Below are 25,736 nucleotides of genomic sequence, written 5' to 3'. Positions count from 1 at the left end.
GACCGCCGGACCGGTTTCGGGTCCGTGAAGGGACCCTTCACAGACTCAGAGTCCGTGAAGGGACCCTTCACAGACCTCTACACCGACTTTGCCGGAACCCTGGCCTGAGAGTCCGTGAAGGGTCCCTTCACGGACGAGCGGCAGAACAGGACCGCAGCACCCGCCGAAACAGCCGCACCCGAAAGCCGCAGAACCCGCCACCGACCACGTCCGTGACGCTCCGACGTCCTACCCGCCTGCGCTAGCCCGGACCGGCCAGCAACGCCGACCCCAGCGGCGTGATCCGGTGCACGACCGCCGGCCCACGGCGGCTGCTGCGGATCAGGCCCGCTTCGCACAGCACCGCGGCCTGCCTGCTCGCGACGCCGACCGTGGTGGCCATCCGGGCGGCCAGCACGGTCGTCGTGCAGGGTGTGCCGAGCTGACGGAGGCATTCCGCGCGGGTGCGGCCCAGCAGCGCGACCAGGTGATCGGCCGGCGCCGCCTGCTCCGGGGCCGGCTCCGTCCAGGTGACCGGATCGCCCCCGCTGCAGGCCGCGGGCAGCAGCGTCAGGCCTCGCCCGTTCAGGTGCACGGTCCGGTCCCCGGGATACTCGACCAGCAGCGCGTCGCCCTCCCAGCCGAGCACGCCCGGCGCCTTGGCGAGCGCGGCGACGGCCCCGCGGCGCCCCGCCGGCTCGGCCGCCCGGACCTGATCCGGGACCAGCAGGACCCCATACGCCGCAAGCAGTTCCCCGGCCGCCCCGCGCTCCGCGGCGGCCGGCCCGCACATCCAGCCGGGCACGCAGTCCGGGAACGCCCCGCGCCGGCCTGGGCACACCGGCGCCGCGCATCCGCCCCGGGCCACCGGCGAAGCCGTCATGTCGACATCCGGAACTTTCCCGGCCCCCGGCAGCGCCGAGTGCAGCTGCTCGATCGCGTGCTGCACCACCGCACTCCATCCCCGGCGTGCACGCTGCCCGCCGGCGTCCGGCCGGCCCACCGCCGAACGCGCCAGGAACAGGCTGAACACCAGCTCCCACATCGGGTCCGCGGCGTCGGCGAACCGGACCCGCCGCAGGTCCTCCCGGGTGAACTCCACACGCAGTGTCATCGACGTCCCTCCCCGGCCGTCTCATGAACCTCCAGGGTCGACCGAAAAGCGGGCGAGCGCAGCAAGATCGACCGCGACCACTCGATCGGGCGATTCATGATCGCCCGTCGCGACCCGGTCCCGGGGCGGAAAATCCGAGGCGGCCACGGGGCGCGCGCAGTAGGGTGCCGCCCATGGGTCATCTCGAAGCCGCGCACCTCGGCTACTGCCTGCCCGACGGCCGGACCCTGCTCGACGACGTCTCGTTCCGGGTCGGGGAGGGCTCGATCGTCGCGCTGGCCGGGCCGAACGGCGCCGGGAAGACCACGCTGCTCCGGTTGCTCTCCGGTGAGCTGCGGCCGGATGGCGGAGCGGTCACGGTGTCCGGCGGCCTGGGCGTGATGGCGCAGTTCGTCGGTTCCGTGCGAGACGGGCGCACGGTGCATGACCTGCTGGTTTCCGTTGCGCCCCACCGTATCCGGCAGGCCGCCGCGGCGATGGAGACCGCCGAAGAGGCGATCTCGACCGTCGACGGCGAAGCCGCCCAGATGAAGTACGCGCAAGCCCTGGCCGATTGGAGCGAGGCACGCGGGTACGAGTTCGAGACGCTCTGGGACGTCTGTACCACGGCCGCGCTCGGTATCCCGTACGACCGCGCCCGCGGCCGTCTCGTCCGGACGCTCAGCGGCGGCGAGCAGAAACGGCTGGTCCTTGAAGCCCTGCTGCGCGGCCCGGACGAAGTCCTGCTGCTCGACGAGCCGGACAACTACCTCGACGTGCCCGGGAAACGCTGGCTGGAAGCGCGTTTGCGGGAGACCCGCAAGACGGTCCTGTTCGTCTCGCACGACCGTGAGCTGCTCGCGCGGACCGCGGAGAAGATCGTGAGCGTGGAACCCGGCCCGGCGGGCAGCGACGCCTGGGTGCACGGCGGCGGTTTCGCCACCTACCACCAGGCGCGCCGCGAGCGGTTCGCCCGCTACGAGGAGGTCAAACGGCGCTGGGACGAGAAGCACGCCCAGCTCAAACGCCTCGTGCGGGACATGCAGCAGTACGCCGCGCGCAGCGACGAGATGGCCTCCCGGTACAAGGCCGCGAAGACCCGGCTGCGGAAGTTCGAGGAGGCCGGCCCGCCGCCGGAACCGCCGCGGCGCCAGGACATCCGCATGCGGCTGCGCGGCGGCCGGACCGGCGTGCGGGCGTTCACCTGCACCGATCTGGAGCTCACCGGGCTGATGAAACCGTTCTCGCTGGAGATCTTCTTCGGCGAACGGGTGGCGGTGCTCGGCTCGAACGGCTCCGGCAAATCGCATTTCCTCCGGCTGCTGGCCGGGGTGGAGGTGGCGCACACCGGACGGTGGCAGGCCGGGGCGCGGGTGGTGCCCGGCCATTTCGCGCAGACCCACGCCCATCCCGAGCTGTCCGGCCGTCCGCTCATCGACATCCTGTGGACCGAGCACGCGAAGGACCGCGGCGCGGCGATGGCCGCGCTCCGCCGGTACGAGCTGGAACGCCAGGGCGAGCAGCACTTCGACCAGCTCTCCGGCGGTCAGCAGGCCCGGTTCCAGATCCTGCGGCTGGAGCTGGCCGGAAGCACCGCTCTCCTGCTGGACGAGCCGACCGACAACCTGGACCTGGAATCCGCGGAAGCCTTGCAGGACAGCCTGGAGGCCTACGAGGGCACGGTCCTGGCGGTCACGCACGACCGCTGGTTCGCCCGCACCTTCGACCGTTACCTGGTCTTCGGCGCCGACGGCGTGGTCCGCGAAACCCCGGACCCGGTGTGGGGCGAGGCGCGGGTGGCCCGGGTGCGGTGAGAAGCGGTGTCCTGGGCCGGAACGGCACAGACCCCCCAGCGGTCTCTGCCGTCCGGCTCGCCCGGCCGGACCACGTCCCCCTCCGTGGACGACGGGGCCGGCCGGACCCCCAGTGCAGTCGAACCTAGAGCACCGGTGACCCGGATGGTGCCGGTCGTTCCACCCACACCGGACGGCGGTCAGAGATCGTCGACCTGGACCAGCCCGTCCTGAATGGCGCGGGCGACCAGCGCGGCCTTCGTGCGGGCGCGACGGCCGACGTTCGCGCACTTGATCCGCACCCGATCGAGGTAGGTGTTCACCGTGCGCGGGGTGATCCCCAGCTTCGCCGCGACGAGATCCTTCGACTCGCACTGGAACCACTCGACCAGCACGCTCTCCTCGCGTTCGGACAGCCGGGGACGGTCCGAACGCCGGTTCGCGCCGAACGCCCCGGCCAGCGCGGGCGCCATTCCCCTGGCCCCATTACGACACCGGCAGGGCTGTGAAGGGACCCTTCACGGACTCTGCGGCTGTGAAGGGTCCCTTCACAGCCCTTCAGCACTACCGCCACGGGAATCCCGCCGACCGCGCAACCGACCCGGCGCACCACGGCGCCCACCACCGTCCACATCAGACCAGACGGACACCCGACCGAGGCAACTCTGTCCACAAAGGATACAGCCCGCCCGGGTAAGGCCCGGATCAGCCGAGCGCGCGCACCCTCGGCAGCACGTCCTCGGCGAACTGGGCCAGGTAGCGCTCCTGGTCACCGCCCGGCCCGTGGAAGACCAGGTGGTTCAGCCCCGCGTCCAGGTACGGCTTGATCTGCGCGACCGCCTCGTCCGGGTCGGACGTCACGATCCAGCGCTTGGCGACCTGCTCCAGCGGCAGCTCGTCGGCGAGGCGTTCCATCTCCTCGGCCGAGGAGACCGTGTGCTTCTGCTCCGCGGTCAGGGAGAGCGGCGCCCAGAAGCGGGTGTTCTCCAGCGCCTGCCGGGGATCGCGGTCATAGGACATCTTGATCTCGATCATCCGGTCCACCCCGGCCGCGTCGCGCTTCGCGGCGGCGGCGCCCTCGGCCATGGCCGGCATCAGTTTCGCGGTGTAGAGGTCCATCCCCTTGCCGGAGGTGCAGATCATCCCGTCACCCGCCCGGCCGGCGTATTTGGCGACGACCGGCCCGCCCGCCGCGACGTAGACCGGCACCGGGCGCTCCGGGCGGTCGTAGATCCGCGCGTTGACCAGCTGGTAGTAGTCGCCCTGGAAGTCGACGCTCTCCTGGGTCCACAGCGCGCGCATGAGCCGGATCGACTCGCGCAGCCGCGCGAACCGCTCCTTGAACTCGGGCCATTCCCGGCCGGACACGGCGATCTCGTTGAGTGCCTCGCCGGTGCCCGCGCCGAGGACCACCCGGTCCCCGGACAGCAGCGCCATGGTGGCGAACGCCTGCGCGATCACCGCCGGGTTGTACCGGAAGGTGGGCGTGAGCACGCTGGTGCCGATCTGCACCCGGCTGGTCCGCTCGGCCACCGCGGGCATCCAGGCCAGCGCCCACGGCGCGTGCCCGCCGTCGTGCCGCCACGGCAGAAAATGGTCCGAGACCCACACCGAGTCCAGCCCCAGCTCCTCGGCCCGGACCGCGAACTCCACCAGCGCACGCGGCCCGAACTGCTCCGCCGATGCCTTGTACCCGACCTTCAGCTCCACGATCGTCCTTCCCCATCCGCACCGAGTCCACGCGGGATTTCCGTTGCCCGGTCAACCGTACTCCCCGCGGATCGCCGCCGGAAAGCTCGCCGATCAGGTCACGACCCGCCCCGGCGGCAAGCCACCGACTTGCGTGGCCCGGCGCGGAAACCCGTCGACGCACCCCCGGCGGGAACCGGTATTTCCGAACCGGCACAGGAGCACCCCGCCCGTCGAAGGCGGCGACGCACCCCGCATGGATCGACGGCCCACCCCGCGAGCCGGTCCCCGTCTCACCACGACCGTCCGCAAAGCTCGGAAAACCTGTTCCCGCACAAGGAAACCCGCTGCACCGGACCAGGAATCCGTCTTCACCGGACCGGAAACCCTCGTTGCCCGGCAATACCGGAATCTCCGGCACCGCGCCGAACCCGCCCACGGCCGTGCCCCGCGCTCACCCGGAGACCGGCGCCGTCCATATCCCGGCGATCGCGTCGATCAGCCCGTCCGCCGCGTCCTGCCAGGTGGCCCGCGGGGTCGGCGTACCCTCCGCGAGCGCGCGCTCGCGTTCGGCGGGCACGTGGATCATCAAGTGCCGGGACATCTCGCCGCGCTCCACCCGGATCGGCGCGGGCAATGCAGGCAGGCACCGGTTGAGCCCCTCGACCACCCGGATCAACACCTGCGAGGTCATCGATTCCTCGACCAGGATCTTCCGCAGCGCCGGATCGGTGGTCACCTGCGCGATGAACCGCGCGTACCAGGTGGGACTGCCCAGCTCGTCGAGGTGCGCGGTGGAGGGGCGGACCAGGCAGGCGACCCAGTCGCGGATCTCACCGGAGCCCTCGGCGCGGGCCAGCAGATCGGCCCGCAGCCGCTCCATCGGCGCCGCGTGCTTGCCGACGATCGCCCGGACCAGATCGGTCTTGGTGCCGAAGTGGTAACCGACCGCGGTGTTGTTGCCCTGCCCCGCCGCGTCGCTGATCTGCCGGTTGGAGACCGTGTGCACCCCATGCTCGGCGTACAACCGCTCGGCGGTCACGAGAATGGCCTCCCGGGTCGCACTCGCCCGAACGATCTTCCCGCTCATACCCGCCACCTCACTCTCCCGCCGCCCCGCACGGCACCTTCCCCTGCGCGGAAATCTACCGCGCCCCGTCCAGCCACCCCGCCGCCGACCACATCGGACACGCGTGCGTCCACTTCGGACACCCCACCCGGCGCCATCCGCCACGAGCCCCGTCCGCCCTCGCGCCCCCTCCCCGCTCCGACCGGGCGTCCAGGCAACCAACCCACCCGGATTAAGTCAAGCGCCTGATTCCACCCCCGGTTGACTCATGCAGCCGGATACCTGCATAGTGAACGAAGTGGACGTCGAGGATGCGGTGTTCAAGGCGCTGGCCGACCCGACGCGCCGCGCCCTGCTGGACCGGCTGCGCGAGCGCACCGGGCAGACCCTGGGCGAGCTGTGCGAACCGCTGCGGATGACCCGGCAGTCGGCGACCCAGCATCTGGGCGTGCTCGAAGCCGCCACCCTGATCAGCACCGTCCGCCGGGGCCGGGAGAAGCTGCACTACCTGAACCCCGTGCCGCTGTGGGACATCCAGGAACGCTGGATCCACCGGTTCGAACGCCCCCGGCTACGGGCCCTCGGCACGATCAAGGAACGCGCCGAACGCCCCCGCCCCGCCTACCGGTATGTCACCTATCTGGAAACCAGCCCGCAGCAGGTCTGGCACGCCCTGACCGATGCCGACCTGACCGCCCGTTTCTGGGGCCACCGCAACGTTTCCGACTGGCGGCCGGGCTCCCCGTGGCACCACCTCCCCACCGACGGCCGCCCCGGCATCACCGGCACCGTCCTGGAGTCACTCCCTCCGCGCCGCCTCGCACTGACCCTTCCCCCACCCGGCCCGCTCCCCCCGGCCGGAGCCCCAGAGATCACCTTCGAACTCAAGCCGTACCACGAGATCGTCGAACTGACCGTCACCCACACGAACCTCCCCGAACACGACCTGGCGACGGCAACGGCCGCCTGGCCCGGGGTGTGCGCGAACCTGAAGTCACTCCTGGAGACCGGACGCGCACTATCCCGCCCACCGTGGGAAATGCACTCCGGCTCACCAGCCACCGAAGCCCCGGACACGGGGGGCTCCTAACGCCCCCGGCAGGAATCCGCGCCCTTCGCGCGCCTCGATCACAGCCGCCCACCGGCCGGTCAGGCCCAGCCATATGGCTTCCCGTGCCTCGAACTCCCCACCCAGCCCACACCAGTTCCTGCCTCCGTGCCCCACGTCGACACGGGCACGCCGGCCCACCTCAACCCCCGCCGCCCTACCCACCCCACCCGGCTCACCCATCGCCGACCTCGACCTCCGCACAGCCGGGCCGGGGCCACGAGGTTTCCCCCGTGCCCCGGCCCTCGGCTTGTCAGTAGCGGTGGGAGGAAGTCCGCCGCGGGCGGATCGCGACGGCGCCGACCAGGCTGGCGATCGCGACGAACGTGCCCACCGCGACACCGATTTGCGGGCTCGCCACCAGCGCGACCCCGGCAAGCACGGTGCCGCCGACAACGAGCAGCAGGCACACCCGCAGGGTCGGCGCCCACGCCGAGAGCACCCCGGCGAGCAACTGCGACCACGATTCCCGGGTGTCCGGTTTGCGGTGCCGTCCCCGGCCACGCCGGGCCAGCACCCGGGCGCCGGCCGCGATCATCTCCTCGCGGCTGGCGATCCGCCGCTCCGGCACGGCGGGCAACCGGTCCACGACCACACTGACGCGGCGGCCGCGGTCTGGCTTCTCCAGGATCGGCGACGGTACACTCATGAGGTCCATTTCCTTGTCTTCCAGGCAGGTTCAAGGACTCCGTGGCCCCCTGTGTCCGCAGGGGGCCACGCCTTTCGTACTCCGGCGATGCCGGTAGCCACATCCTGGCCGGAACGCTGCGTTACGAAGAGGTCGTACCCGCGGTGTCGCGCCGAGCGGTATTTCACCGTCGCCCAGCGGTTCGAGTGACGCGCCCCACTACTCCCCGCAATCACTCGAACGAGGGACCCCAGGCGCCCGGATCACCGATCACCGCGTCCTGCATTCGCTCCGGCACCTGCACAATCCCGGGAATATGCACGTTCATCCGCACGTACAGCCGCTATCGCTCGCTCCGTCCCACGGGACGGCCGGACCGGAAGAATCACGAGGCGTCACCACCCGGAACGAGCGCGACTTTCCCGCCGTTCACCCATCAGAGCGAACACGCAGAGTGAAGGCCGTACCGGACACGGCCGGCCTCACCACCCGGAACTCGCACCACCGGAACGCCACGAGCCCACACCACGAACCGCGCCGGCCCCACTCGAACCACCTCAGCCCCGCACAGTCGCCACGGATCCACCACGAACGCCAGCCGTTCGACGTCACCCGGCGCGTGTCACCTCACCAGCGCCGGCTCCTCGCCCAATCACACCCGCCAGCCATGGAATGCCTTGCCGGTCCGCCGTCCCAAGAGCACCCGGTTACCACCTGGGTGGTCGGCGAAAGGAGCCTGGCCGCCAGTGCCCGGCGGTTCCTGACCGGGGAACGTGGCGTAACAAAGAACGCCATCGCGTTTCTTCGGATACCGGAAGCACGGGCGCGGCGAGTTCGGTTGAGCGGCCCGTGACCGGGGCCACGAACGGCGTCCGCCACCGCCGGTCCGTGAGACCATCGCGGTCCGACGACAGGAGGGCCATGCACGGATTCGCCGGCATCCCGACCCCCACACTCGCCGACCTGCTCGGCCGCGGCCAGGTGCTCGGGGGCGCGGTCCGCCCGTTGTGGGGGCCGGTCCCGCGGATCGCCGGACCTGCCTACCCGGTCCGCTGCCCGCCGGGCGATCACCTGATGCTGCACGCCGCCATCCACCGCGCCCCCGCCGGTTCGATCATCGTGGCCGAGTCCGGCGATCTCGAATACGCGCTGGCCGGCGGCAACGTGTGCGCGGTGGCGCAGCGCCGCGGCATCGCCGGATTCGTCCTCGACGGCGTCATCCGCGACCTCGCCGAAGTCCGCGACCTGGGCTTCCCCGTGTTCGCGCGTGGGCTGATCCCGATCCCCGGCGCCAAGGCCGCCGCCACCGGATTGGGCGAACCCGTCCACTGCGCCGGGGTCACGGTATCCCCCGGCGACGTCGTCGTGGCCGACGAGGAAGGCGTGGTCGTCGTCCCCGCGGCCGGCTCGGACCAGGTGCTCGCCGACGCCCTAGCGAAGCTGGCAAAGGAAGCAGCGCAGACCCTCGACCACTGGGAAGCCGACCACCGCGCCCGGATCGATGCCGCGCTCCTGGCCGCTGGGTTCACCGGCTGACTTGGGTATCCCGGGGATGGCCGGCCTGAGTACCTCGGCACGGTCCCGCCCGGCCGGGGCCTGCATTGCCTGGCCCGGTTGGGCGAGCGCCGGTGTTCTGCAGGCTGACGGGATCGGCCCGCCTGGACCGGTCCGGTCCCGGTTCAGAGCGGGCATTCCGGTCTCCGAGTCGCAAGCCGGGCGAGGCGGAGGCAAACCGCATCAAGCCCACACCGTGCAGCAGACCGCACGCCGGTTCGAGCCACGCACCCTCGCCAAGGCTGTGACGCGATGGCTCGCCTGGACCCGTATCGCTCTCGGGCTCGGCCGTGGAACCCCTGGCCGGCCTCGGCAACGGTGCGGCCGGTATCGATCACGCGATGCGCAGCCTCGACCTGGTACTCGGCCGTGTACGACCAAGCTGAAATACCTCCCGTTCGGTCGCCTCGGGATTTACCTGCTCAACCCTTTTGCTTGGCGTAGTCGGTCATGCCTTGCCAGTCGATCACCACGCACGGCTCGTCGCCCACGACCCATCCGTCGTGTCCCGGCGGAATGACCATGAAATCGCCGGCCCCGAACGTGGCTTCCTCCCCGTCGTTCATCCTGACGGTCATGTACCCGGAAATGACATAGCCCCGGTGAGGCACCTCGCAGCTCTCGGTTCCCGCGATCGGCTTAACATGTTTGGACCACTGCCAGCCGGGCCTGAACGTTGCACGCGCCACCGCGCCTTCGTCGAGGTTGACCATCTCCAGCTGGCCTCGGTCATCCTGGAAGGGCCGCACCTCTTCCGGGCTGTCCAGGCTCATTCTGCGAATTCCCGCCATGACGACCTCCTTATCGCCTTCCCGCAAGGTTTCCGGTGGGAGTTCCCAAGGTCATCGTCAGCAGCCACAGACTGTGCAGGCTAGGGCCTGAAGTCACCACTTCACCGAACGGGCACTGCGGACCTCGATCATTCTCGGCGCCGTTCAGTCGGTCGCCGCGCGGACAGCCTCAGGTCGATCCTTGCTGCTTAGTACTTCTCGCCACCAGCGTCGACCGACCACCCGCGCAGCGGACGGCCCGGCCTGGGCGGCCCACGGCTCGGGCAACGCATCCGCACTTTTTGCAGACTTCGAAAGCGTGGACCACCAGTCGTATCCGGCGCACAGCCGGCCGCTCCGAGATGAGCCTGCGCACCTTCTACCGGCGGCCGACGGTGGCCAATTGCACGGAGAACCCCGCGCTGCCGGACATTCCTGACTCAGGGACACCTCACTCCGGTCCGGGTTCCGAGTCCGGCGGCAGGGGCTCGGGTTCGGGCAGCGGACGGTCCGGGCCGGGTGAGGGCAGGACGGGCTCGGGACCGCCGGGCGGGGCCGGAACCGGTTCGGGCGGGGCGGGTGGCGCGGTGAGGCGGGCACCGGACATCGGACTCTCCTTCCGTTCGCCGGGAGACCGGCTCCCGGCCGTCCTTTCGGGCTACCGCGGAGGTGGCGCCGCGAAACGTCCCGCAGGCCGGACCACGGTCGAGTAGGGTCGGAAGCGGGACCGCAAACGAGAGACGGAGCGAGCACGATGAGCACGGACACACCCGGCGAGCAGCCTTTCGATCCGGCGCTCGGGCAGGGCCCGGCCGTACCGGAGCCGGACTACAGCGAGGGCGGCGTGCCCTCCTACGACTACGTGCGCGACCGGATCGAGAAGCGCTACACCACCTCACTCGGCTCGCAGGACGTGGCGGGCATCGGCGGACCGGAGACGGTCGAATCACTGGACAAGAAGATCGCCGACCGGGACAAGGCGGCCAAGGACAAGCTCGCCGAGATCCGCCGTTCCCTGGGCAAGGAGTGACCACTCCGTCCACAGAGGACATTCCACAGTGGTGACCGCGCCGGGGTGATCCGGTTTCCTCCCGGCGACGGGCAACACCGCACGAGTTCTCCGCTGGGACCGCGCATCGCATCAGGACTGGCCTGTTTTCCCAGGAGACTGTGCGGCTCGCCACGGCCGCGGGTAACCGACCACAACGGCGGTGGGCGCACGCTGGGCGGACTGGTCGAGCCCACGGCAGGATCCAGGCGGTCACCCGAGGAGGGCGTGCACGGTTTGATAGGCGAAAGCGGCACCTCCGACCCCGGCTGCGAGGCTGACCACCACGTTCGCCACTGCGGCGAAGTAGGCCCGCTGCTCGGCCAGGCGGACGGTCTCGTAACCGAAGGTGCTGTACGTGGTGAGCGCGCCACAGAACCCGGTGCCGAGCAACGCGAACAGCGGCGCGGGTAGCGCGCTCCCGGCCCCGGCGAGCCCGCCGAGCACGAGACAGCCGAACAGGTTGACGGTAAACGTGCCCCACGGGAACAGCGACTGGTGCCGCGACTGCACCGCCCGATCGGTGAGATACCGCAGCGGCGCGCCGACCGTGGCGCCGAGGAAGATGAGCAGCACGGTCATCGGGCCGCCACCCCCGACACAGCTTTCCGGGTGACCGCGTGGCCGAGCAGCACCGCCAGCAGCGCCGCGACCAGCGTGCCGGCCAGATAGCCGAAGGCGAGCGGAACCGTGTCCGGGGCGAGCAGGCCACGAATCTCCACCGCATAGGTGGAGAACGTGGTGAACCCGCCGAGGATCCCGACACCGAGGAACGGCCGCACCAACCGGTGTGCCCGCCAGGTCTCGGTGACCAGCACCATCAGCACGCCGATCAGAAAACAGCCGGCGACGTTCGTCAGGAAAGTCGCCCACGGGAACCCACCGGGTGCCGTCGGGAGCGCCTCCGCCAGCCCACAACGGGCCAGCGCACCGAGCCCGCCACCGAGCGCGATCACGCCCAGCACCGGGCCGTGATGCCGGACGAGCTCGCTGCGATGGGCCGGAACACGCAGGTCGACATCGGGGTCGATCGGCTCCACCAGCGGCGGCACATCCGCGAAACGGGACTTTTCGGGCACAGCCTCATCCGATGCGGCCTGGTCGGGCACAGTCTTCTCCTACTCCACGGACGCAAGGGTCACGGTCGAGCAGGGACTGTTGGCGGCCATGACCGCGGTTTGTCCTGGATCTCCAGGAGCGGCGAGCCCCACCGCCGCGCACTTCGAGTCTACCGGATCACTTCGCGCACGGTCAGCGTCAGGGCGGACATCGTGGACCTGATCGCACCCGAGCGGTGCCCCGGTCCGTGCCCGCTGACGATGCGATCGCCTGTGGCACAACGCGTCCTGTTCCGCGGCGCCGTCGGACAAGCAGGCTCCGCAGCCGGGTGAGCTTGCCGTGCAGCGGCGCCGCTGTCCCCGGGGTGAACGGGATGCCGACGTCCGCATTGGGAAGGTAAATTGCCGGGTCCGTCCGCAGCGGCGGAAATCTTGCGCCAGCGCCGGCATCGCGCGCCGAACGCGTGCCCTTGACCGCGATCGTCAGCACCGAAAGGACAGCATTCGGGTGAGCGTGCTCCACTCGTCCCAGTGCGCGGAGATCGGACACGCTTGCCGGAGCCGCTGGTGCCCAAATGCGGTGAGTTCGGCACCGGACGAGGCCATACCAAGCGCTACGCGGACCAAGTCCATGCACAGCGGACGGCCGCGAATGAGAGCACGCTCCGCGTCCGAGAACCGGCATCAGTCGCAGATGGCCGGCCCGCCCAGTCCACGGCCCGAGGCGAGGCGAGCAGAACCACCCGGTCCCGGGGTCAGTCCGCGACGAACAGGCAGTCCGCTCCTTCGCGGGCCGCGACGTCCGGGTCGTCGAGCCAGCGGCCGCCTTCGGCGAGGTAGCGGAACCGCAACCGCGCGCCCGGGGCCACCTCGACCGCCGCGGAACGGGTGCCGTTGGAGCGCTTGCGCAGCTCGTGGCATCCGGGCTGCCAGTCGTTGAAGTCGCCGACGACGCTCACCGCGCCGGGCGGGGCGTCCGCCGGAAGGATGAACGTCACCCGCCGCACCTGCCCGCTGCCGTGGCCCCGGCTGGTCTTGATCACGCGAGATACCCCTTCCGTCGCGGTGGATTCGTGCGTTCTGAATCGTTCCACGACGGTGGTCGCGTACCCGGGCGCGAACGTCGCCGCGTCCGGGTGAACTGCGGTGTAGTGCCAGGTGGCGCCGGGCCTGCCGCCGAGGACACATGGATGACCTTGCTTCGGGCGGGGATGATCTCCGGAATCGGGCCGGGTGGCCTGGCGGCGCGAATGGGCATCGCTCCGGCAAAGCCCGAAACAGCTCGCCCGGGTTTCGGGCGACGTTGGTTCCCGGACACGGCAGCCGCCGCAGCGGAAGGTCCAGCAAGCCGGGCGTCCGGGCAGCCGAGCGATGTTGTCTCCCACGGACGACGCAGGCCGCGGCAATTGTCCGGCAGCCGGCAGATGCCCGGAACATCCGAGTGGTCCTCGCATCCCACCTGCACAGCAACTATCCGACGGCGCCCATCAGCATCGCCGGGGTGGTCTTGTCGCAGCCGGACAGCAGCACCACCCCGTCCAGCGGGTTGGCGCGGATCAGCTCCTCGACCTCCAGCGCCGTCAGGTCGCGGTAGAGCATCGAGGTCGGGCGCATCAGCGTCTCGCCGGTGGCCATGGTCGGGAGCGCCAGCGGCAACCCGCCCGCCTGCCAGACCCCGCGCTTGACCCCCTCGGCGATCCGGTCCAGATGCGCGTTGCACTGGGCCGGCTCGGAGGAACTCGTCGCGATGCCGATCACCAGGCGCCCGTCGAACACCTCCGGCCCGAAACCCTGCGAACGCATCCACGAGCGGTGGATCATCCCCGCCCGGCCGGACCCACCGAACCAGGCCGCACTGCGCCGTTCACCCACACGCATTCCACCCCGGTCGACATTCCGACGGTGGATCGTTGGCAATCCCGCGGCGGCGGCCGGTTCACGGAAAGTCGCTGAGAAGCCGGACGCCCAGGACACTCTCCGGCCTTCCCGGACGTTGCACTGGACAGAAAGACCGTTCCCCGCCGGGAGGTAGACGATGAACCTGATCGCAACGCTGGCCGGGTGGGTGCTGACCCTGTTCATCCTGGTCCTGATCGCCCGTATGGTGCTGGACTGGACACGGCTGGTGACCACCGGGCCGGGCTGGCTCGGCCAGGCCCGCCGGATCAGCCACCGGATCACCGAGCCGGTGATCGCCCCCGTCCGCCGGGTCCTGCGCCCGGTCCGCACCGGTGGCGTAGCCATCGACCTGGCCTTCACCGTGGTGTTCTTCGCCGCGGTGATCGTGCGGTCCATCCTGTTCGCACTCTGACGAGCCGCCGGCACACCGGTTTTGCCCCGGACCCGGCACCAGTACGGCCTCGCCTTGCGGTGTTTCGCCGCCGCGAACGCCCGGCCGCAGGCCTGGTACCCAGCCGACCTGGTGCGCACCGATGCTGCGCCGGGTGAACGTACTCAGTCCCCGAAGCGCACCTCCTCCGTGGTCACCGTGCCCGCGGTCCGGCCGGGCGCGGCCTGGAAACGCCAGTACAGGTTCGTGTGCGCGATGACCTGCTCCGCCGAGGGCAATCCCGGCCCGGCGCGGTCACCTGTGGTGTGCGCGTCGCCGACCAGGGTCACGTCGTAGCCGCGGGCCAGCGCGCCGTGCAGGGTCGAGCGGATGCAGGCGTCGGTCTGCGCGCCGCTCACCACCAGGCTGCCCACCCCCAGCCCGGCCAGGACCGGCTCCAGCACCGTGTCCTCGAAAGCGTCGCCGTATTCCTTTTCCACCAAGGGTTCCGCCTCCGCGCGGACCAGCTCCGGCACGGATCGCCAGGCGGTAGTGCCCTTGATCAGTTCCTCGTCCGAGTGGTGCACCCACACCACCGGAACCCTGGCCTGCCGGGCCTTCTCCACCAGCACGCGCACGTTCGCCACCACCGCGCCCGGCTCGTGTGACTCCGCCATGACACCGTTCTGGACATCCACGACCAGTAACGCGGTATTCGGCCGATTCTCCAGCGTGGTCATCGCCTCTCCCTTCGATTCCAGGTTCGGCTCACGGTAACCTCAACCCCCGACAAAAATCCGCGCGTCACAGCTTGAGCACCGGTGGAACCTCCTCGGCGAACCGTCCGAACAGGACCCCGCCGACCGGCCACAATGGACGTCTTTTCAGGTGATCCTCGCACTCCACGGCCTGCATACGTTCGCATCGCTGCCGCCATCGGCGGTAGCGGAACCGTTGCCGGAGGAGTACGCACAAATGAAAATGCGTGTAGCAGCAGCGGCACTCGTCGTGGATGGCGTGGCCGCCGCGGTCATGCCCACCAGCAGTCACAGCAGCAGCGACATCGACCCGCAGGTCCGAGACGGCTGGCATGCCGCGTGCACCTCGGCTCCGGCCGAGACGGCGGGCAAGCACGAGAGCGCCCTCGCCGAAGCCAGGAACGCGCTACGGGTCCACAGAAGGCCCCGGGGCGGCGAGTGAGGCCGCTCCGGGGTGACTGTCCGGTGAGTCAGCCGACCGGGCCTTGGGCCGGGGTGACGGTGACGCTGTGCTGCTGACCGGAGGAGTCAAGCACGGTGAGCGTCAGGTTGTCTCCGGGATGGTGCTGATCCATCAACGTGGTCAGGGCGGTGGCTGAATCGACGGTCTGGCCGTTCAGCGCGGTGATCACCTCGCCCGCGGACAGGCCCGCGTTCGCCGCCGGGCCGCCGGTCAGCACACTCTGGATGACCGCGCCCTGGCCGGTGGTGTTCTGCCCCTGCCCCTGGCCCTGCCGGCCGCCGGCGTCGGAGACGGACACGCCCAGGAACGCCGTCTGTCCGATGTGGACGGTACTTGAGGAGGTGCCGCCGACGATCTGGTGGGCGACCGAGACGGCCTGGTTGATCGGGATGGCGAAGCCCTGCTGGCCGGTGGTGCCGTCCGAGCCGTTCTGGCTGCTGTTGCCCTGACCGTCCTGGCCCAGGCCTCCGCCGCCCCGGCCGAGGCCGCCCTGACCGTAACCGCCTTGCCCCTGGCCGAAACCGCCCTGCCCGAGACCGCCCTGGCTGCCGCCGCCGTTGAACTGGTATCCGGCGGAGGCGGCGGTGTCCATGCCGATCACCTGGCCGTTCGCGTTGACCAGCGGGCCGCCGGAGTCGCCGGACTGGATGTTCGCGTCGACCTGGATCAGGCCGGTCAGCTGCTCGGACGAGCCGCTGGATTCATCCGACGCGGTGATCGACTGTCCCAGCGCGGTCACCCGGCCGGACGCGACGGCCGGATCGCCGCCGGTGCCGCCGGCGTTGCCGATGCCGACCACGGCGTCGCCGACCGCCACTGTGGACGAATCGCCGAGTGTCTCGGTGGTAAGGCCTGAGGCGTTCGCGAGCTTGAGCACCGCGACGTCGTGGCTGCGGTCGTAACCGAGCACGGACGCGGTGTACGTGCGACCGTTGCCGATGTCGGTGACCTTGATGCTGGTCGCGCCCTCGACCACGTGGTTGTTGGTGAGCACCTCGCCGTCCGCGGTGAGCACGATGCCGGTACCGGCCGCCGCGGCGCCCTGGTAACCCAGCTCGGTGTTCACGTCGACGAGCCCCGGATCCACCTTGCCGGCGATCGCTTGCGCGTTGATGGCCGCGTTCGACGCCCCGCCCGGAGTGCCCACGGAGCCGAAGTTCTGGTTTCCGGACGTACCGTTCGGCTGCCACACGAAGTGTCCGACCCCGAGCCCCACCGCGACCGACAGCCCGACCGCCCCGACCACGATCGCGGCGGCCCGCACCGGGTACCTGCGATTCGGCGGTCGCCCGAACCGGTGAGTCCCGTGCGGCGCCCATCCCGCATAGCCCGCGTGCCCGGCTCCCGGGTGTCCGGCGCTGTGCTGCGCGGCGGCATATCCGGTCGCTTCGTGTGCCGCCCCGGTGCCCGGCTGCCCGGCCGCAGGACCGGTTCCCGGGTGCGCCGTGGCGGGGTGCCAGGTGCCCGGATGGCCCGCGCCGGGATATCCGCCCGGTCCGGCCTGCCCCGCGCTCGTCGGCCCGGCGTTGGTGTGCCCGGCGCCCGGCCACCCCGCACCGGCTTGCCCTGTCCCGATCGCGCCGTGACCGGCACCCGGCCAGCCCACACCGGCTTGCCCTGTCCCGATCGCGCCGTGACCGGCACCCGGCCAGCCCACACCGGCTTGCCCTGTCCCGATCGCGCCGTGACCGGCACCCGGCCAGCCCACACCGGCTTGCCCTGCCCCCGTCGCGCCGGGTGCCGCATCCGGCCGGCCCGCTCCGCCGTACTCGCCACCCGGTTGTCCGGAACCCGGCGGCGCCCATGGGTTGTCCTGCCCGGCCTGCGGGTGGGGGCGTCGCGGGTCCCGGCCCGGGTTCGGTTCCTGCTCGTTCATGGCCCCTCCAGCCTCGCTCGTGGCCTTCGCCTGCTCCAGCACACACCCTCTACCTGAGAGTTTCCTGGTCGTGGTCCAAGCGAATGCTGTGTAGCGGGACGACCGGACACGGGCAATCCGGCGAAAGCGGCAGAACCGGCGGGCGCGGCGCCGGACCGTGTTCCGCTTGCCGCGCCGCGTGAAGGTCATGCCCCGTTCTTGAGCGCCGCGACCAGCTTCGGCGCCGCCACGCCGGACCGGCAGCCCGTCGGTCCATTATGGACGATCGGGCTACCGCGCGGGCCGTCCGGGGTCGCCTGGCTGGGGATGTCCCGGCTGAGGCGGGTACTGGCCGTACGGCCCGGGCGACGGAAATCCGGCCGGGGGAACGGATCCCGGCGGCGGTGCCGGGTATCCCGGCGGCGGGACGAAGTGCCCCGGCGGCCCGTCCTGGACGACCGGATACCCGGGCTGGGGCCAGCCGAAAGACCCCGGCTGTGCCCCGTGCGGCGCCGGATACGCGGGCTGCGGCGCGGCGCCGTATCCCGGCTGTACCTGCGGCGGCACCGGATATCCGGGCACCTGCTGCGCATCGGGTCCGGCCTGCGGCACGAGACCCGGCGACGGCACAGGACCCGGCGACAGCGGATACCCCGGCGCTGCCCCGAACCCGGAGTGCGGCGCACCCCAGGCATGACCCGCCTGATTCCCCGCCACCCAGCCCGGACCACCGCCCGCCCAGGTCAGGGGAGGCTGCACCAGTTCCCCTACCTTCGGCACCCACAGCACGATCCCGATCACGGCCGCGGCGACCGCGGGAACGACCAGGTACCCGAAGGCGTCCCGGCGGCTTGCGCCGAAGATCCCGTTCGCCCCGAGGATCGCCAGGACCGCCTGCGCCCATGCGGCCGGCAGCAGGAGCCGCGCCGGCCACAGGCGCCGGTTCACCGTGAAGACGGCGCCGGCGAGGGCGAGCAGGCCCAGCAGGGTGAGCACGCCGTGCACGACCGTCTTCAGGTCGTCGTTCAGGTGCTCGATCAGTTCGAAGATCTCCAGCCACAGCAGCACGGACTCGGCCACTCCGGCGATCCCGCCCAAGATCAGGTTCACCGGCGGACCAGGCCGTCCCGCCCGGCCGCCCGGCGCGGGTGTTCCCGGGTACTCCATGTGCGCAACCCCCTCCGTGGCCGTCCGGCCGCGGGCAGTCTACCGGCGCCGCCGGGTGTCCACTGTGGAAACTCGGCGGAAACCCACCCGGGCCTCCGGCGCGCGCCGTGGTGCCTCTACGATTCCGCAGGTGAGTGCCTACGACGACATTTTCGACGACCTCGACGCCTCGGCGCTGCCCGCGCGGCAGCAGCACATCCTCGCCACGATCCGGGACTGGGCCGGGCGGCACGGGTACTCGCCGAGCACCCGGGAGATCGGCGAGGCGGTCGGGCTGCGGTCCACGTCCTCGGTGTCCAAGCACCTCACCGCGCTCGAGGAGAAAGGGTTCCTGCGCCGCGGCGCGGCGATGACCCGGCCGATCGACGTGCGCGCCTTCCTCGGCGACGCGCCGGCGCGCGAGGACGGCGATTCGGTCAGCGTGCCGGTGGTCGGCGACATCGCGGCCGGCACGCCGATCTCCGCGCTGGAGCACGTGGACGACGTCCTCCAGCTACCGCGCGGGCTGACCGGCCGCGGCACCGTCTTCGGCCTGCGCGTGCGCGGCGACTCGATGGTCGACGCGGCGATCTGCGACGGGGACATCGTGGTCGTCAAGCAGCAGTCCGAGGCGCACTCCGGCCAGATCGTCGCCGCGATGATCGACGAGGAGGCCACCGTCAAGGTGTACCGCCGCCGCGACGGGCACGTCTACCTGGAGCCGCGCAACCCGGCCTACGACGTGATCGACGGAGACCGGGCCGTGGTGCTCGGCGCCGTGGTCTCGGTGCTGCGCAGCGTCTGAGACGGCTCACCAGGTCACGGGCAGCTCGTACACGCCGTAGACCGAACCGTCGTGCTTGAACGGGATGTCCTCGATGTCCGCGGCCAGCGCGAGGGTGGGGATCCGCCGGTACAGGGTGCGGTACACGACCTGCAGTTCCAGCCGGGCCAGCGGCTGCCCGAGGCATTGGTGCACGCCGAAACCGAACGCGACGTGCCGGCGCGAGTTGCGGGCGAGGTCGAGGCGATCCGGGTCGGGGAACGCCTCGGCGTCCCGGTTGGCGACTTCGCTGGCCATGATCAGGCCTTCTCCGGCGCGAACGATCTGCCCGGCGATTTCGATGTCCTCGAGGGCCACGCGACGCCGTCCGCTGTGCGTGATGGTGAGGTAGCGCAACAGTTCCTCGACCGCGGACGCGACCAGAGCCGGATCGTCGCCGGATTCGCGCAGCTGCGCCAGCTGTCCGGGGTTGCGCAGCAGGGCGAGCGTGCCGAGCGCGATCATGTTCGCGGTCGTCTCGTGTCCGGCGATCAGCAGCAGCACGCCCATCTGCGCGGCCTCGGTGCGGGTCAGCTCCCCCGCTTCGACGCGGTCGGCCAGCCCGGACAGCAATGCGCCGTCCCGGTGCGCGAGTTTCTCGCCCATCAGCTCGTCCAGGTAGGTCAGCAGCGCCCGGTGCGCGGCGACCCGCTCTTCCGGATCGGTGGTCCGGCGGATGAGGCGCCGGCTGTGCTCCTGGAAGAAGTCGTGATCGGCATAGGGGACGCCGAGCAGCTCGCAGATCACCAGTGACGGCACGGGCAGCGCGAACGCCGGCACGAGATCCACCGGGTTCGGCCCGGCCAGCATCTCGTCGATCTGCTCGTCCACGATCCGCTGCACCGCCGGGCGCAGACCCTCGGTGCGCTTGACCGTGAAGGCGCCGGTCACCATCCGCCGCAGCCTGCCGTGTTCCGGATCGTCCATCAGGATGAAACTGATCCCGGCGCCGCCCCCGGGCGGCATCGGCGCCTGGAGCGGGTAACCGGGCCGGGTGATATCCGAACTGACCCGCGGGTCGGCCATCAGCGCGCGTTGCTCGGCGTAGCGGGTGACCAGCCACGGCGTGCTGCCGTCCCACAGCCGCACCCGGGACAGCGGCGCCTTTTCCTGCAGCTCGCGCGCGGCGGGCGGCGGGTCGAACGGGCAGCGGGCCGCCCGCGGCATCGGGTATTCCGGCACCACGGCCGGGTCGAGCATGCCGGTCATCGGGTCCTCCTCCGTTCCGGTGCGGAGGTGTTTGCGGGCCAACGATTCCCGCGAACGCACCACCGGTTCGTGATCAGTCAACCGGATCCGGCGGAGTTAAGTCAAGCGCTTGAGTCAGCGTGGGAGGTGGTCCCGGAACCACTCGGTCAGGGCCGCGTCCACCGCGTGCGCGGCCGGGAACGGCGGTGCCGGTACCAGCCCGGGCTCGGCGGCCAGCGGGTGCGCCAGCCCGGGGATCGACCGCAGTTCAGCCCGCTCCCCCATCGCCCCGGCCAGCTGCAGTGCGTCGGCCCGCAGCGCCGGGTGGTCGAGTTCGCCGCTCACCACGAGCAGCGGCGCGCGAGCCGCGAGGGTCTCGGCCCGGGGCAGGAAATCCAGGCTGTCCACGGCTTTCCCGGACTCCGCGGTGTACGGGTAGTCGCCGGGAAACAGGTCGACGACGGACCGCATCCGGATCGCGGCGTTCACCAGCGCGCCGGCGAAGACCGGGAGGTCGGTGCCGGCAAGCACCCGCAACGCGACGGCCCCGCCCAGCGACGCGCCGAGCACACCGATCGGGCCGTCGTCGACCGGCAGCTGCGCGCGGATGGAGGCCAGCGCGGCAGGAAATTCCTCAGCCGCCTGCCGGACGAACGGGTGCAGGTACAGCATCAGCGGGTCCTTGCCGAACAACTCCACGACCGCGTCGGTCCTGCCGTCGACCATTCGCGCGCCGCACATCGGCATGCCGAGATGGACCCGCCAGGCGGGCACCTCGTCCATCGGCAGCGCCGCCGCGAACGCCGCGTCGGTCCGTGGCGCGTCCAGCATGTGCCAGGTGACGATCAGCCGGGGTGGCATGGCCGACAGGCGGTAACGCGGTGAACGGCACTCCGGCCGCGGTGCCGGTGATCGGTGCGGGCATGCCGGCCACGGTAGATCAGCCGTCGCGGCAGCGGAATCCTTGTCCGCCAACGGCGAACCGGGACCACAGCACGCGCCGACTCGCTGCGGTATCGGGAAACCTGTTCTGCGGCAACGAAATGTGCTCCCCGGCGCGGGCGAGAACCTGCCGTGGCGAGCGTGCCTGGCCGGATTGAGGAGATCGATCCTGGATCCGGGCCGTTCCTCCGCCCGGATGGCGGAGGCGTGGCTCGCCGGGCCGGGATGTGGTTGAGTCGGAGCAGGACTTCCCGGGGAGTGATCGATGATGACGACGAAACCGTTCCGGTTCGGGGTGGTGGCCGCGGCGCAGGGCGGCGCCGCGCAGTGGCGGGAGACCGCGCGGCGTGCCGAAGACCTCGGCTACTCGATCCTGCTTTCGCCGGACAATCTGCACCTGCCCACGCCCACCGCGGCGCTGGCGGTGGCCGCGGCCGTGACGGACACGTTGCGGGTCGGGTCTTTCGTGCTGGCCGGCCCGCTGCGCACGCCGCGGGCGGCGGCGTGGGAGGCACACAGCCTGAGCGTGGTCACCGATCGGCGGTTCGAGCTGGGCATCGGCACCGGGATCCCCGCGACGCGCGAGGCCGCCGCCGAACTCGGGCTGCCCTACGGCACCGGCGCGCAGCGCCTGGCCCAGGTCGCGGACACGATCACGCACCTGCGGACGCTCGACGGCGCCGAACACACTCCGGTGATGCTCGCCGCGGGCGGGCCGCGGGCTCGCCGTCTCGGCGGGCAACGCGCGGACATCGTGACGCTGGCGGACAAACCGCTCACCAGCCGGGCGGACTTCGCCGCGCACGCCGCCGAGATCCGCACCGCCGCGGGTGACCGTGAGGTCGAACTGGCGATGAACGTCTTCGTGGTGGGTGACGAGGCGCCCCCGTGGATCCGCAGCTTCATCGGCACGGATGCCGCGACCCTGCGCGAACACGACTCGCTCGCGATCCTGCCCGGCGACCCGGCCGCCGCGGCCGACGAACTCGAACGGCGACGCGCGGAGTACGGGATCTCCTACGTGAGCGTGAACGGTGCGTTCCTGACGGAGTTCGCGCCGATCGTGGCCCGGCTCAGCGGCCGATGAACTGACGGCCGTCCTGCGGCTTACGGCTCGCGGCGGGGTGATGGCGGGTTCGGGGCCGGCAGGGCGGATGTGCCGGTGAGCGAACGAGTCCTCGGCTGACGGGCGGGGACGCAGCAGCTGACCGGCGACGGTGACCGCCGGAGTGGTGCGCTGAGTGTGCCGGCAGGCGAACAACCGCCTGCAGGAAACACTTGTAGTCACAAGAGAATCCGCGAACCGCGCCTACATGATCCGCCTATACGGCCCGGGCTCCGGCGAGCCCGATGCCCTACTACCGGTGCAAGCAGATCAGGCGCGCAGGCCGCCCCGGCGCCCGACGCGGCAAGGCCCCGGCACGCCCGGCTCCCATGGCAAGTCCGTGGCACCCGGTGCGCCCCACCAGCAGACCCGGCATGCCCGGTTCCGCTCCGGCAGCACGTGACGCACGCCAGTCCCACCCACGGCCTCCAGCACTCATCGCATGGGGAAATCCGCACTTTCGCAGGTATCACAGGCCCGCCGCGGCGCGTATACCTGATCGCACCGAAAGGTCTGTACCATCAGCAGACGCGGAGCAGGCAGCGGCCTGCCCGAACGGTCCCCATGGAGGCGGTATGCACCGGCTGGACACGACCCGGGAGCACGCGCTGGGCCTGTTCCGCATCGTGATCGGGTTCCTGTTCGCCTGTCACGGCGTGAAAACCCTGTTCGGGCTGTTCGGCGCGGCGGCACCGGTGCCGGTCGGGCAATGGCCGGGCTGGTGGGCGGCGTTGATCCAGCTCGCCGCCGGAACGCTGGTGTGCCTGGGCGTCGGCACCCGGGTGGCCGCGCTGCTCGGGTCGGGCTCGATGGCCTACGCCTACTTCGCCGTGCACTCCCCGCACGGCCTGCTCCCGATCGAAAACGGCGGTGAAGCGTCGGCGATGTTCTGCTGGGCGCTGCTGATACTCGCGTTCACCGGGCCGGGCCGGTTCAGCCTCGCCACTGCGCTGCGCCCGAAGACGCGGGCCGCCACGCGGCAGTCCTGAGGGATCAGCCGGACTCGGCGAGGGCGTCGATCGCGCCGATCAGTTCCGCGAGGGCGGGGATGGCGGCGGCGATCAGGTGCCGCCACGCCGGGTGCACGCGGTCGAGCGCGGCGGCGAGGATCGCGGCATTGTGCGCCTGGTACCGGTCGACCGCCTCGCGCCCGGCCGTGGTCAGCTCCAGCGCGACCGTGCGCCGGTCCTCGCCGCCGCTGGTGCGGGTGACCAGGTCGCGCGTGCGCAGGCCGGTGACCATGGTGGTGACCGAGTTCGGGGCGAGCTTCAGCAGCTGCGCCAGCCTGCTCGGCCGGGCCCCGGGGTGCTCCGCCAGGCAGGACAGCAGTTCCAGCTGCGCCACGGACAGCGTGTTGTCCGGATCGGCCGTCCGGGCGGCCCGCCGCATCGCCCGCCGCAGCCGTGCCACGACATCGGCGAGCGCGGGTTCCGGAACGGTCCCTTCGAGCACTGCTGCCGCGGTGACCTCCGGCCCGTCGGAGGCAACGTAGGGACCATTCCCGGTCACCGAGCCGCCTCGCCCCGCGCGGCGAGGCCGGTGACCGCGGCGAGCACACCCGCACCGGCCAGTACCGCGAGGGCAACGGATTCGCCGCCGGCGTGCAGGCAGAGCGTCACCAGCGCCACGCCGAGAGCGGTGCCCAAACCGCGTGCCATGTTCACCAGTCCACCTCCGGTGGCCGACATCGCCGCCGGGATCGCACCCATCACGGCCGAGTTGTTCGCCGGGATGAACACTCCCAGACCGAGCCCGGCCACGACCAGCGACACGCCTGTCTCCCACGGTGTGGACACCAGCGCGAGCCCGCCGCACCCGGCCGCCGCGGCCAGCGCACCGAGCACTGTCCTGCCCCGCGCGCCGAAGCGGGCGGGCAGCACCCGGTCGGCGAGCACCGCGGCGAGCGCGAACCCGGCGGGCAGGCAGGTGAGCACCAGCCCGAGGCTCCCCTTCGCTCCGGACACCTGCGGCAGCAGGGTGAGCGGCCCGAACAGCACGAGATACCCGCACAGCGCGCCGACCAGCCCGAGCGAGACCACCGGCGGGCGCAGCACGGACAGCTGCACGATCGGGCTGCTCGCAGTGCGTTCCCGCACCACGAACCCGGTCCCCGCGCCCAGCGCGACCCCGGCCAGCACGCCGATCGCCCAGCCCGGCAGGTTCAATCCGGACACCCCCGACAGGGCCAGCAGCAGCGCGGTCGAGGCGGTCGCCAGCAGCAGCATCCCGGCGCCGTCGAACCGGCCGAGCGGCGTGCGCTCCCGCGTGCGCGGCAGCAGGTAGCGCCCGGCGATCAGGCCGATCAGCCCGACCGGCGCGTTGACCAGGAAAACCCAGCGCCAACCTGCGGTGTCGACCAGCAACGCGCCGACCGCCGGACCGAGCGCGAGGCCGAGCGCCTGCGCGGCGGCCTGCACGCCGAGCGCGGCCCGCATCCGTTCGCGCGGCACGCTGCGCACCACCAGCGCCACACTGTTGGCCTGCAGCATCGCCGCGCCGAGCGCCTGCACCACCCGGAACCCGACCAGCCAGCCGAGCGACGGAGCCAGCCCGCAGGCGATCGAGGCGGCGGTGAACACGGCGAACCCGTACACGTAGGTGAGCTTCCGGCCGACCGCGTCCGCGATCCGGCCGACCGCGGCCAGCAGCCCGACCAGCGCGAGCAGGTACGCCAGCGACACCCACTCCACCGCGGCCAGCGGCTCGGCGTATTCCCGCTGCAGCGCCGGGAAGGTCAGCGTGACGATGCTGGCGTCCAGTTGCCCCATGAACGCGCCGAAGCACACCGCGCCGACCGCGAACCACCCGGCCTGCGGATGTTCCCGCACTGCCCGCGGCCGCGCCCGCTCCAGCAGGACCGTCACATCGCCTCCTTCGATTTCATTCTTCTACAGAACTACTTTACTCCGGCATCGCACCACCTGCATGGACGAAGATCACATACATAGTTCGGGAACCGACTCAGTTGGCGTAAAGGTATGGCCCGACGCGGATCGGGTGGCCGGGGAACACCCACGCCCACCCGAGAGGAGAGCCGCGATGCGGGAGGTGCACGAATACCTCGCCGAGGTCCGCTACCCGTGCGACCGGGCCGAACTCCTGCGCTGCGCGAGCGCGTGCGGCGCGGACGACACCGTGCTCGGCCGCCTGGGCACCTTGCCCGAGCAGGAGTACGAGAGCGCCGACGTCGTGCACCGGCTCCTCGGACGCGAGTGACGCGAGTGACGCGAGTGACGCGAGTGACGCGGCCTGCGGGTAAAGCCCAGGGCCCCGGCAAAGTTGGTCGGGGGCCCGGCAGCGGGCGATGCGGAGGTGTGTGTGCGACCACCTCGTGGCGTGCGCCGGACCGGTTTCGGGTCCGTGAAGGGACCCTTCACGGACTCTGAGTCTGTGAAGGG

General features: G+C 71.3%; 28 protein-coding genes and 1 pseudogene. 11 read left to right on the top strand and 18 right to left on the bottom strand.

The window, feature by feature from the left end; translation table 11 throughout:
• Nucleotides 1-241: 241 nt before the first annotated feature.
• Entirely contained in the window at nucleotides 242-1,093 is an 852-nt protein-coding gene (locus D5S19_RS27145; RefSeq protein WP_120026220.1) for an ArsR/SmtB family transcription factor, read from the bottom strand.
• 173 nt (nucleotides 1,094-1,266) lie between these two features.
• Between D5S19_RS27145 and D5S19_RS27140 the strand changes: the two genes are divergently transcribed.
• Nucleotides 1,267-2,886, top strand: a complete 1,620-nt coding sequence (locus D5S19_RS27140) for an ABC-F family ATP-binding cassette domain-containing protein (protein WP_120026219.1) — start codon at nucleotides 1,267-1,269, stop codon at nucleotides 2,884-2,886.
• A gap of 179 nt (nucleotides 2,887-3,065) precedes the next feature.
• On the opposite strand, the gene D5S19_RS27135 is transcribed toward D5S19_RS27140, so the two are convergent.
• The 3 genes from D5S19_RS27135 to D5S19_RS27125 all read right to left on the bottom strand — a co-directional run bounded on the left by D5S19_RS27135 (nucleotide 3,066) and on the right by D5S19_RS27125 (nucleotide 5,644).
• A complete protein-coding gene (locus tag D5S19_RS27135; protein WP_120026218.1) occupies nucleotides 3,066-3,338 on the bottom strand; it encodes a LuxR C-terminal-related transcriptional regulator in 273 nt (90 codons plus the stop codon).
• Nucleotides 3,339-3,570: 232 nt separating this feature from the next.
• On the bottom strand, nucleotides 3,571-4,575 hold the full coding sequence (fgd, locus tag D5S19_RS27130; RefSeq protein ID WP_120026217.1) for a glucose-6-phosphate dehydrogenase (coenzyme-F420): 1,005 nt from the start codon (nucleotides 4,573-4,575) through the stop codon (nucleotides 3,571-3,573).
• 433 nt (nucleotides 4,576-5,008) lie between these two features.
• Nucleotides 5,009-5,644: a TetR/AcrR family transcriptional regulator gene (locus D5S19_RS27125; RefSeq protein ID WP_120026216.1), complete on the bottom strand. Its 636-nt coding sequence runs from the start codon at nucleotides 5,642-5,644 to the stop codon at nucleotides 5,009-5,011.
• 277 nt (nucleotides 5,645-5,921) lie between these two features.
• Here D5S19_RS27125 and D5S19_RS27120 point away from each other — a divergent pair, with 277 nt between their 5' ends.
• Entirely contained in the window at nucleotides 5,922-6,713 is a 792-nt protein-coding gene (locus D5S19_RS27120; RefSeq protein ID WP_233574196.1) for an ArsR/SmtB family transcription factor, read from the top strand.
• 271 nt (nucleotides 6,714-6,984) lie between these two features.
• On the opposite strand, the gene D5S19_RS27115 is transcribed toward D5S19_RS27120, so the two are convergent.
• Nucleotides 6,985-7,380, bottom strand: coding sequence for a hypothetical protein (locus D5S19_RS27115; RefSeq protein WP_147397519.1), 396 nt, complete (start codon nucleotides 7,378-7,380; stop codon nucleotides 6,985-6,987).
• A gap of 900 nt (nucleotides 7,381-8,280) precedes the next feature.
• On the opposite strand from D5S19_RS27115, the gene D5S19_RS27110 reads away from it, so the two are divergent.
• On the top strand, nucleotides 8,281-8,895 hold the full coding sequence (locus D5S19_RS27110) for an RraA family protein (protein ID WP_120026213.1): 615 nt from the start codon (nucleotides 8,281-8,283) through the stop codon (nucleotides 8,893-8,895).
• 440 nt (nucleotides 8,896-9,335) lie between these two features.
• On the opposite strand, the gene D5S19_RS27105 is transcribed toward D5S19_RS27110, so the two are convergent.
• Nucleotides 9,336-9,704, bottom strand: a complete 369-nt coding sequence (locus D5S19_RS27105; protein ID WP_120026212.1) for a cupin domain-containing protein — start codon at nucleotides 9,702-9,704, stop codon at nucleotides 9,336-9,338.
• A gap of 216 nt (nucleotides 9,705-9,920) precedes the next feature.
• Here D5S19_RS27105 and D5S19_RS33910 point away from each other — a divergent pair.
• A pseudogene (locus tag D5S19_RS33910) lies at nucleotides 9,921-10,072 on the top strand (IS630 family transposase); the annotation flags it as partial.
• Between the two features lie 62 nt (nucleotides 10,073-10,134).
• Here D5S19_RS33910 and D5S19_RS32595 read toward each other — a convergent pair.
• Entirely contained in the window at nucleotides 10,135-10,290 is a 156-nt protein-coding gene (locus tag D5S19_RS32595) for a hypothetical protein (RefSeq protein ID WP_199730727.1), read from the bottom strand.
• A 147-nt stretch (nucleotides 10,291-10,437) separates the two neighbouring features.
• Here D5S19_RS32595 and D5S19_RS27100 point away from each other — a divergent pair, with 147 nt between their 5' ends.
• On the top strand, nucleotides 10,438-10,713 hold the full coding sequence (locus D5S19_RS27100; protein ID WP_120026211.1) for a hypothetical protein: 276 nt from the start codon (nucleotides 10,438-10,440) through the stop codon (nucleotides 10,711-10,713).
• Nucleotides 10,714-10,944: 231 nt separating this feature from the next.
• Here D5S19_RS27100 and crcB read toward each other — a convergent pair whose 3' ends face one another.
• The 4 genes from crcB to D5S19_RS27080 form a co-directional block, all read right to left on the bottom strand.
• Nucleotides 10,945-11,313: a fluoride efflux transporter CrcB gene (gene crcB / locus D5S19_RS27095; RefSeq protein ID WP_120026210.1), complete on the bottom strand. Its 369-nt coding sequence runs from the start codon at nucleotides 11,311-11,313 to the stop codon at nucleotides 10,945-10,947.
• Nucleotides 11,310-11,810, bottom strand: coding sequence for a fluoride efflux transporter FluC (locus D5S19_RS27090; protein ID WP_325050327.1), 501 nt, complete (start codon nucleotides 11,808-11,810; stop codon nucleotides 11,310-11,312). The genes crcB and D5S19_RS27090 overlap by 4 nt, the downstream gene beginning before the upstream one ends.
• A gap of 734 nt (nucleotides 11,811-12,544) precedes the next feature.
• Nucleotides 12,545-12,832 (bottom strand): isoamylase early set domain-containing protein, encoded by a 288-nt coding sequence (locus D5S19_RS27085; protein WP_120026209.1) that lies wholly within the window; start codon nucleotides 12,830-12,832, stop codon nucleotides 12,545-12,547.
• A gap of 427 nt (nucleotides 12,833-13,259) precedes the next feature.
• A complete protein-coding gene (locus D5S19_RS27080) occupies nucleotides 13,260-13,661 on the bottom strand; it encodes a dihydroxy-acid dehydratase domain-containing protein (protein ID WP_233574195.1) in 402 nt (133 codons plus the stop codon).
• Between the two features lie 163 nt (nucleotides 13,662-13,824).
• Here D5S19_RS27080 and D5S19_RS27075 point away from each other — a divergent pair, with 163 nt between their 5' ends.
• On the top strand, nucleotides 13,825-14,100 hold the full coding sequence (locus tag D5S19_RS27075; protein ID WP_120026208.1) for a YggT family protein: 276 nt from the start codon (nucleotides 13,825-13,827) through the stop codon (nucleotides 14,098-14,100).
• 143 nt (nucleotides 14,101-14,243) lie between these two features.
• Here the strand turns inward: D5S19_RS27075 and D5S19_RS27070 are convergent, their stop codons facing one another.
• Nucleotides 14,244-14,798: an isochorismatase family protein gene (locus D5S19_RS27070; RefSeq protein ID WP_120026207.1), complete on the bottom strand. Its 555-nt coding sequence runs from the start codon at nucleotides 14,796-14,798 to the stop codon at nucleotides 14,244-14,246.
• A 235-nt stretch (nucleotides 14,799-15,033) separates the two neighbouring features.
• On the opposite strand from D5S19_RS27070, the gene D5S19_RS27065 reads away from it, so the two are divergent.
• Nucleotides 15,034-15,258 (top strand): hypothetical protein, encoded by a 225-nt coding sequence (locus D5S19_RS27065; protein ID WP_120026206.1) that lies wholly within the window; start codon nucleotides 15,034-15,036, stop codon nucleotides 15,256-15,258.
• Nucleotides 15,259-15,286: 28 nt separating this feature from the next.
• On the opposite strand, the gene D5S19_RS27060 is transcribed toward D5S19_RS27065, so the two are convergent.
• Both D5S19_RS27060 and D5S19_RS27055 read right to left on the bottom strand, forming a co-directional pair.
• Nucleotides 15,287-17,155 carry a trypsin-like peptidase domain-containing protein gene (locus D5S19_RS27060; protein ID WP_233574194.1) on the bottom strand — a complete coding sequence of 623 codons (1,869 nt, stop codon included), beginning with the start codon at nucleotides 17,153-17,155 and terminating at the stop codon, nucleotides 15,287-15,289.
• A 270-nt stretch (nucleotides 17,156-17,425) separates the two neighbouring features.
• On the bottom strand, nucleotides 17,426-18,244 hold the full coding sequence (locus tag D5S19_RS27055; RefSeq protein ID WP_120026205.1) for a hypothetical protein: 819 nt from the start codon (nucleotides 18,242-18,244) through the stop codon (nucleotides 17,426-17,428).
• A gap of 187 nt (nucleotides 18,245-18,431) precedes the next feature.
• Between D5S19_RS27055 and lexA the strand changes: the two genes are divergently transcribed.
• Nucleotides 18,432-19,085 (top strand): transcriptional repressor LexA, encoded by a 654-nt coding sequence (lexA, locus tag D5S19_RS27050; protein ID WP_098509572.1) that lies wholly within the window; start codon nucleotides 18,432-18,434, stop codon nucleotides 19,083-19,085.
• Nucleotides 19,086-19,091: 6 nt separating this feature from the next.
• Here the strand turns inward: lexA and D5S19_RS27045 are convergent, their stop codons facing one another.
• Together D5S19_RS27045 and D5S19_RS27040 are read right to left on the bottom strand one after the other, a co-directional pair.
• Nucleotides 19,092-20,312 (bottom strand): cytochrome P450, encoded by a 1,221-nt coding sequence (locus D5S19_RS27045; protein ID WP_120026223.1) that lies wholly within the window; start codon nucleotides 20,310-20,312, stop codon nucleotides 19,092-19,094.
• Nucleotides 20,313-20,426: 114 nt separating this feature from the next.
• Nucleotides 20,427-21,152, bottom strand: coding sequence for an alpha/beta hydrolase (locus tag D5S19_RS27040; RefSeq protein WP_325050326.1), 726 nt, complete (start codon nucleotides 21,150-21,152; stop codon nucleotides 20,427-20,429).
• Nucleotides 21,153-21,498: 346 nt separating this feature from the next.
• Between D5S19_RS27040 and D5S19_RS27035 the strand changes: the two genes are divergently transcribed.
• Complete coding sequence (locus D5S19_RS27035; protein WP_325050325.1) at nucleotides 21,499-22,320, top strand: LLM class flavin-dependent oxidoreductase; 822 nt, start codon at nucleotides 21,499-21,501, stop codon at nucleotides 22,318-22,320.
• Between the two features lie 593 nt (nucleotides 22,321-22,913).
• Nucleotides 22,914-23,327 carry a DoxX family protein gene (locus D5S19_RS27030; protein WP_120026204.1) on the top strand — a complete coding sequence of 138 codons (414 nt, stop codon included), beginning with the start codon at nucleotides 22,914-22,916 and terminating at the stop codon, nucleotides 23,325-23,327.
• A gap of 4 nt (nucleotides 23,328-23,331) precedes the next feature.
• On the opposite strand, the gene D5S19_RS27025 is transcribed toward D5S19_RS27030, so the two are convergent.
• The gene (locus tag D5S19_RS27025) at nucleotides 23,332-23,847 is read right to left on the bottom strand and encodes a MarR family winged helix-turn-helix transcriptional regulator (RefSeq protein WP_233574193.1); all 516 of its coding nucleotides are present in this window, start codon (nucleotides 23,845-23,847) and stop codon (nucleotides 23,332-23,334) included.
• Nucleotides 23,844-25,202 (bottom strand): MFS transporter, encoded by a 1,359-nt coding sequence (locus D5S19_RS27020; protein WP_120026203.1) that lies wholly within the window; start codon nucleotides 25,200-25,202, stop codon nucleotides 23,844-23,846. Before D5S19_RS27020 ends, D5S19_RS27025 begins: the two co-directional genes overlap by 4 nt.
• Before the next feature lie 175 nt (nucleotides 25,203-25,377).
• On the opposite strand from D5S19_RS27020, the gene D5S19_RS27015 reads away from it, so the two are divergent.
• Complete coding sequence (locus D5S19_RS27015) at nucleotides 25,378-25,554, top strand: DUF2795 domain-containing protein (protein ID WP_120026202.1); 177 nt, start codon at nucleotides 25,378-25,380, stop codon at nucleotides 25,552-25,554.
• Nucleotides 25,555-25,736 lie beyond the last annotated feature (182 nt).

Source organism: Amycolatopsis panacis (assembly GCF_003600245.1).
Lineage (GTDB): Bacteria > Actinomycetota > Actinomycetes > Mycobacteriales > Pseudonocardiaceae > Amycolatopsis > Amycolatopsis sulphurea.
Note: the sequence above shows the minus strand (reverse complement) of the source record. Positions and strands in the feature narration are given on the sequence as shown.